This is a genomic window from Acinetobacter sp. YH12251 (assembly GCF_013417465.1).
Classification (GTDB): Bacteria; Pseudomonadota; Gammaproteobacteria; order Pseudomonadales; family Moraxellaceae; genus Acinetobacter; species Acinetobacter amyesii.
Window position 1 is genome coordinate 1 of the sequence record NZ_VPDZ01000052.1, and the last position, 1,541, is coordinate 1,541.

The following is a 1,541-nucleotide window of genomic DNA, read 5'->3' on the forward strand; positions in this document are numbered from 1 at the left end:
AATCAGCGAAGAATTCAAAAAGGCTTGGATTTTAAGACACCAAATCAAATGGCAGAAGACTTTTATCGGTTAGCTGCCTAGAATCTCCCAAGTGAAAGTCTCCTGCTAATTCAGCACACATCAGTATATGAAGCCGCGCCAGAAGACAAAGCAAGAACAACGATTGTTGAGACTGCCAAAGTCGGTACTGGTTTGGTTGCTGGAGCAGTAGTGAGTGCTATTGTGATTGGACTCGCCACAGGTGGAACTGGGTTGATTGTAATAGGTATTGTGGCTGCTTCAGGAGCAATGGCTACAAAGGGTGCTAGTGAAATTGCAGGATATGGCGTAGGTGAAGCCTATGACTATATTGACGAAATTAGGAATAAATAATGTTGGAAATTCTATTATCTATGTCTAAAGATAGACCTGGTTTATTTATTATTCTAGTTGGTATTTTATTTATTGTAGTGGCATGGGTGGTTATAATAAGCCTTTATATCTATATTAATATTTATCTAAAAGAAATTTGCAAAATTGTGTATAAGGATGAGAAACGGTTTGCAAGATTAATGGAGCCATTTGATTTTTTTTTATTTAAGTGTTTTGCCTAGTGCATATTGGAAAGAGATATTAAATATAAAGTTTAATACCTCATTTAAAGCTTTCTATGGGAATAATATATATCAAAAAATAGGTGATTATCAGTTAAAAGAGTTTTTGAAAAATTACCCAATGTTTTTTTATGTTCATTATCTATTTATGCTATCTGGAATTTTAAGTTTGCTCTTTTTGTTTCTTGGCTACTCTGTGGACCAGTATTTTAAAAAAAATTAGAGTTCTATCGAAAACCGAGGTTAATACCTCGGTTTCTTCTAAAAAAGCTAGTTATTTAATTGTCTTGCGACAGGTGGAACAGGATTAATTGTTATTGGTATTGTTGCTGCTGGAGCTGCTATTGCCGCTAAAGGTACATCTGAGATTGCAGGTCACTATGCTGGTAAATCATACGATTTAGTTGAAAAAGTTATGGAAAATAAATGATAGAGTTTATTATTAAGTTATATAAAACTGAACCTACAACATTCATCGGAATGGTCGGGCTTTTATTCTTTATTTTATTGTGGATCTTCTTCATAAGTCTTTATATCTATACCAATATTTATCTAAAAGGAATTTGTACAATTATATATAAGGATGAGAGAAAATTTAAAAGACTAATGGAACCATTTGATTTCTTTTATTTGAGTATGTTTCCCAGTGCTTACTGGAGAGAAATATCAAATATAAAATTTAATACCTCATTTAAAGCTTTTTATGGGAATGATAGATATCACAAAATAGCTGATTCACAACTAAAAGAAATGTTGAAAAATTATCCCTTATTTTTTCATTTACATTAGACTTCTTTCATAATTCATTTTTTGCTCAGCTTTAAATTATAGATTCCCGCAATTAAATTGAATCTTAAGCCCAGTCTTTTTCCTCGATTACGATATCGCTCGGCAAGGATTTTGAAAGTTTTTAAACTACCAAATACATGCTCAACCCCAATTCTTCTT

At 32.2% G+C, this 1,541-nt stretch carries 1 protein-coding gene and 1 pseudogene; one reads left to right on the forward strand and one right to left on the reverse strand.

All coding sequences use genetic code 11. The features are described from left to right. The first annotated feature begins 210 nt into the window (after positions 1-210). A complete protein-coding gene (locus tag FTV27_RS17305; RefSeq protein ID WP_257230054.1) occupies positions 211-372 on the forward strand; it encodes a hypothetical protein in 162 nt (53 codons plus the stop codon). Between the two features lie 1,024 nt (positions 373-1,396). Here FTV27_RS17305 and FTV27_RS17005 read toward each other — a convergent pair. Further along, positions 1,397-1,541: pseudogene (locus FTV27_RS17005) on the reverse strand (IS5/IS1182 family transposase); the annotation flags it as partial.